The 4,056-nt window shown below is 66.6% G+C and carries 4 protein-coding genes; 1 reads left to right on the top strand and 3 read right to left on the bottom strand.

Translation table 11 applies throughout. The features are described from left to right. The coding region (locus M9890_15500; GenBank protein ID MCO5178359.1) for an HD domain-containing protein at positions 1–383 on the bottom strand (383 nt) is incomplete at its 3' end. A gap of 110 nt (positions 384–493) precedes the next feature. Between M9890_15500 and M9890_15495 the strand changes: the two genes are divergently transcribed. Next, positions 494–1,408 (top strand): proline dehydrogenase family protein, encoded by a 915-nt coding sequence (locus M9890_15495; GenBank protein MCO5178358.1) that lies wholly within the window; start codon positions 494–496, stop codon positions 1,406–1,408. On the opposite strand, the gene M9890_15490 is transcribed toward M9890_15495, so the two are convergent. Both M9890_15490 and M9890_15485 read right to left on the bottom strand, forming a co-directional pair. Beyond that, on the bottom strand, positions 1,341–3,854 hold the full coding sequence (locus M9890_15490) for a YfhO family protein (protein ID MCO5178357.1): 2,514 nt from the start codon (positions 3,852–3,854) through the stop codon (positions 1,341–1,343). The genes M9890_15495 and M9890_15490 overlap by 68 nt on opposite strands. Beyond that, positions 3,851–4,056: phosphatase PAP2 family protein (locus M9890_15485; protein ID MCO5178356.1), on the bottom strand; the 206-nt coding region annotated here is incomplete at its 5' end. The genes M9890_15490 and M9890_15485, both read right to left, overlap by 4 nt.

Here is a 4,056-nt window from a genome sequence, read left to right as displayed (position 1 = left end):
GACTTGGTGACGATCTGCCGTCCGACCTGCTCGTGGCTGGCGATCGGCGCACCCAGCTCTTCGATTGCGTGGCTGAACGGGTAGTGGCCGATGTCGTGCAGCAGCGCGGCGGCGATGGCGACCCGCGCCGTCTCGTCCGGAATGGCTGCGCCGCGCTCGTTGAGATGCGTCAGCGCCTGCAGCATCAGGTGCATGACGCCGAGCGAGTGCTCGAAGCGAGTGTGCTTCGCGCCGGGCCAGACGCGTGAGACGAAGCCGAGCTGTTGGATGCCGTCGAGGCGCAGGAACGCGGGCGTGGCGAGGATGGCCGCCGCCTCGCGTGAGAGCGGAATCAAATCGTAGAGGCTATCGCGAATCACCGTCTCCGGCGTCAGTCCGAACATGGGCCGCTCTTCCGCGTGGTCTTCGCAAGTAGCCTGATTCTATCCGGATACGGCATCGCGTGCGTTACACTGATTGGCGCTGAGATGGGATGGATCGGCGGAGGGACACGATGCTGCGCGCGATGTTGATGTGGCTCGCAGGTAACCAGCGGATGGAACGGATCGTTCGTGGGTCGCGCCTGACCCGACCGCTGATTACGCGGTTTATCGCAGGCGAAGATCTCGATGAAGCGTTGGTCCAGATTCGCTCGATCCTGGCGCGTCGCCAGCAGGTGACGCTCGATCTGCTGGGTGAGAACGTGTCCAGCCAGGCCGCCGCGCAGGCAGCCGCCGACGCCTACCTCGCCGTCCTGGAGCGGCTGCACAGCGAGCAGCTGGACGTCCACATCTCGATCAAGCTGACCATGCTCGGACTCGACCTCGACGAGGACACGACCTGGCAGCGCCTGCAAGCGATTGTCGGCCGTGCCTCCGAGATGGGCGGGTTCGTCAGGATCGATATGGAGGGCTCGCCCTATACCGAGCGCACGCTCGCGCTCTTCCGCCGCATCCACGACCTGCACGGCGAGCACGTCGGTATCGTGCTGCAGTCGATGCTCTATCGCACCGAGACCGATCTGGAAGAGATGATCGAGCGTACGGCGCGCGTCCGCATCGTCAAGGGTGCCTATCAGGAGCCGGAAACGATCGCCTATCCGCGCAAAGCCGACGTGGACGCCGCCTATCGTCGCCACGTTGAGCGCCTGCTGGAAGCCGGTACATTCCCAGCCATCGCCACGCACGACGAAGCGATGCTCGATCTGGTGCGCGGTCAGGTGCGCAGCGGTCGCGTCACAACCGAGCAGTTCGAATTCCAGATGCTCTACGGTGTGCGGCGGGACTTGCAGCAAAAGTTGGCCGACGAGGGCTACGGGATGCGGGTCTATGTGCCGTATGGCACGAGTTGGTACCCGTATTTCATGCGCCGACTCGCCGAGCGACCAGCCAACGTCTTCTTCCTCGCGCGTCAACTCTTCCGCTCGTAGCGCCGCCGTCCGGTCTGCGACCGTTGGCGCGCTGACGGATGACGAACCAACCGATGATGAGCAGCAGCACGGTCGTCCCGGTGATCGCCAGACCGAGGTTGAGTCCGGGCGTCTCGTAGCGCAGCGTCACGGTGTGCTCGCCAGCCGGCAGCGGGATCGCCTGCAGGGCGTGATCGGCCGGCACGACTTCGACCTGTTCGCCATCGACCCACGCCTTCCAGCCCGGATCGTAGCCGTTGCTGACGACCAGCATGCCGTCGGCGCTGGTGGACGTTGCCAGCCTCATCGAGTCCGGCGACTGCGCCGTCACGCTGACCGCGTCGTTGCCATCGCCCGGTGCCAGTTCAGGCGGCGCTGTCTCCAGCAGGACGACCTCACGCGGATCGACGCTGCCGTCGGCGAGGAGCGTGAGCGTGGCGTCCGGCGTTGCTACCTGCGCGTCATGGACGATCCAGGCGCGCGGCAGGGCGTCGGGGTTCTCCATGATCGTGACCTTGCGGTCGGCGTAGACGATCGGGAACGTCTCAGCCAGCTTGTCGAGGTCGGGCCGCGAGTCGGTTGGAACCGACGGCACGATCAGGTAACGGATGTTCAGCAGGTCGACCAACGGCGAATTGATCCCGTTCGGGAAGACGTTCGCGCCGTGGTACTCCTGCGCCGAGCCGTTTAGCGCCGTCATCAGATCGACGTAGCGGCTCGGCTGGACCGGATTGTAGCCCTGCGCATCGTCGATCCCGTGCATCGTCGCGCGATTGTTCACCAGCAGCGAAGCCGTCTCCTGATCGCCGAACTGATAGCGATAGAGGACAACCTGGCCGTTTTCGGTCACGCGCTCCTGCGGGTCGTAGCCGATGTAGCGCGCCGGCTCGTCGACCGTCGAGCGGCGGAGGAAGTGGACCGCGCCGGTGGCTGAGAAGTAGCTCTCTATGTCGACCCGGTGGAAGCCTCCGTAGGGCGCGTTTTCTCGGACGCCGTGGAACCCGAGTAGCAGGTCGGCGGTGACGATCAGGATCATCGCTGGAGCCGCCGCCGAGCGGACGAAGCGGAAGCTCGGCACGGCGCTCAGCCCGACAATGGCCGCTGCTCCGACCACCGCGAGAATCGCGGCCAGCGGTAACCCGACGCCGAACAGCACCTGCACGCCGATGATGATGAGGGGGACTGCCGCCGCGACCGCCAGTGTGCGCGGTCGTGGCTGGCGACGCTCCAGCGCGTCGATCGTTGCACCGGCCAGCAGCGCTGCCGTGATGTAGGCGACAACAGCGATGCGCTCCGGCCAGTGCTGATGCAGCGCCTCGAAGCGCGGCAACACCAGATAGAGCAGGCGATGCAGCGGCGTCTCGATCGGCATGGCCAGCACCATCGCGGCGATGCCGAATCCGGCAAAGAAGCGCGTGCCGATCCAGCCGCGCGCCAGAATCAGCGCCAGCAGCGCCAACGCACCAGCCGCCGCACCCGGATAGTGCAGCGTCGGATCGAGGATGCGGTGGAACAGCATCGACCAGGTCACGCCGCCGATTTGTGACGCCCAATCGCTCGCACCGCCGTATTGCCCGCCCGAGACGTTGGTCGCCTCGATATAGGCGAGGCGCGGCAGGATACCGGCAGCAGCCAGACCGAAGCCGATCGCCAGCACCGCACCCCCGTGCATGAACGCGCCGCTGATGCGGGAGCGCCAGGCACTCGCGAACGCTTCCGGCGCGAGCAGCGTGCGGTAGGCGATGAACGCGCCAACCATCAGCAGGACGTAGTACGAGCCCTGACCAAGCCAGGCAGCCAGCGCCTGACTGATCGCCAGCCCGGCGATGAACCAGCCGACGAAGCGACCGACCATGTCGCGGCGCTGAATAGCCAGCTCGGCCCCGACCAGCGCGACCGGTGCCCATGTCGCGACCTCAAACCCGGCGGCGCAGCAGACCGAACGGCCATAGACCGGCCCCGACAGCTCGTAGGCGATGGCGGCGACGAGCGCGCCGCTGACGCCGAGGCGCAGGAGTCGAGCGAGCGCGTAGGTCGCCCCACCGGCCAGCACGAGGTGCAGCGTCAGGAAGACGGGGATGGCGACCGGCAGCGAGAACAGGCTGAACAGCACCATCGCCGGGAGGTAGGTCCAGCCCGACTGCGGGTCGGCGGCGAACGGCGCGCCGGAAAACTGGTACGGGTTCCAGCCGGGGATGCTGCCGGAGCGTAGGCGCTCGCCGAGGTAGTCGTACCACGGGTAGAACTGCGTCGCCGTGTCCTGCCCCATCAGCGCCCCGCGGAAGAACACCTGCACGATTGCGACGAGCGTGACGATGCCGAGGACAGCCAGCGCCAGCCCCTCGGTTTGCCACCACGGCTGCGTCGTCGAGATCGCGCCGCGCTCGCGTGGCGCGGACTGCTCGGCGAACGCGCTGCCGACGATGGCCGTCGACGCGCCGCGCTCCGGCACACGAGGATCACTCATCGTGCAGTCCCATATGCGACCGTACGTGGGCTGGTCATCATCTGAACGACCGAACCGTTGCGGCGGTGGAAGAGCACCCAATCAATTCCCAGCGCGACGCTGACGACCGCCAGCCCTGCGACGATGTCGAGCAGGTAGTGGTTGCCGGTCGCCATGACCGCCAGTGACATCAGCAACAGATGCACGGCACCCAGCCACGCGC

This window comes from Thermomicrobiales bacterium, from assembly GCA_023954495.1.
Taxonomy (GTDB): domain Bacteria; phylum Chloroflexota; class Chloroflexia; order Thermomicrobiales; family CFX8; genus JAMLIA01.
Note: the sequence above shows the minus strand (reverse complement) of the source record. Positions and strands in the feature narration are given on the sequence as shown.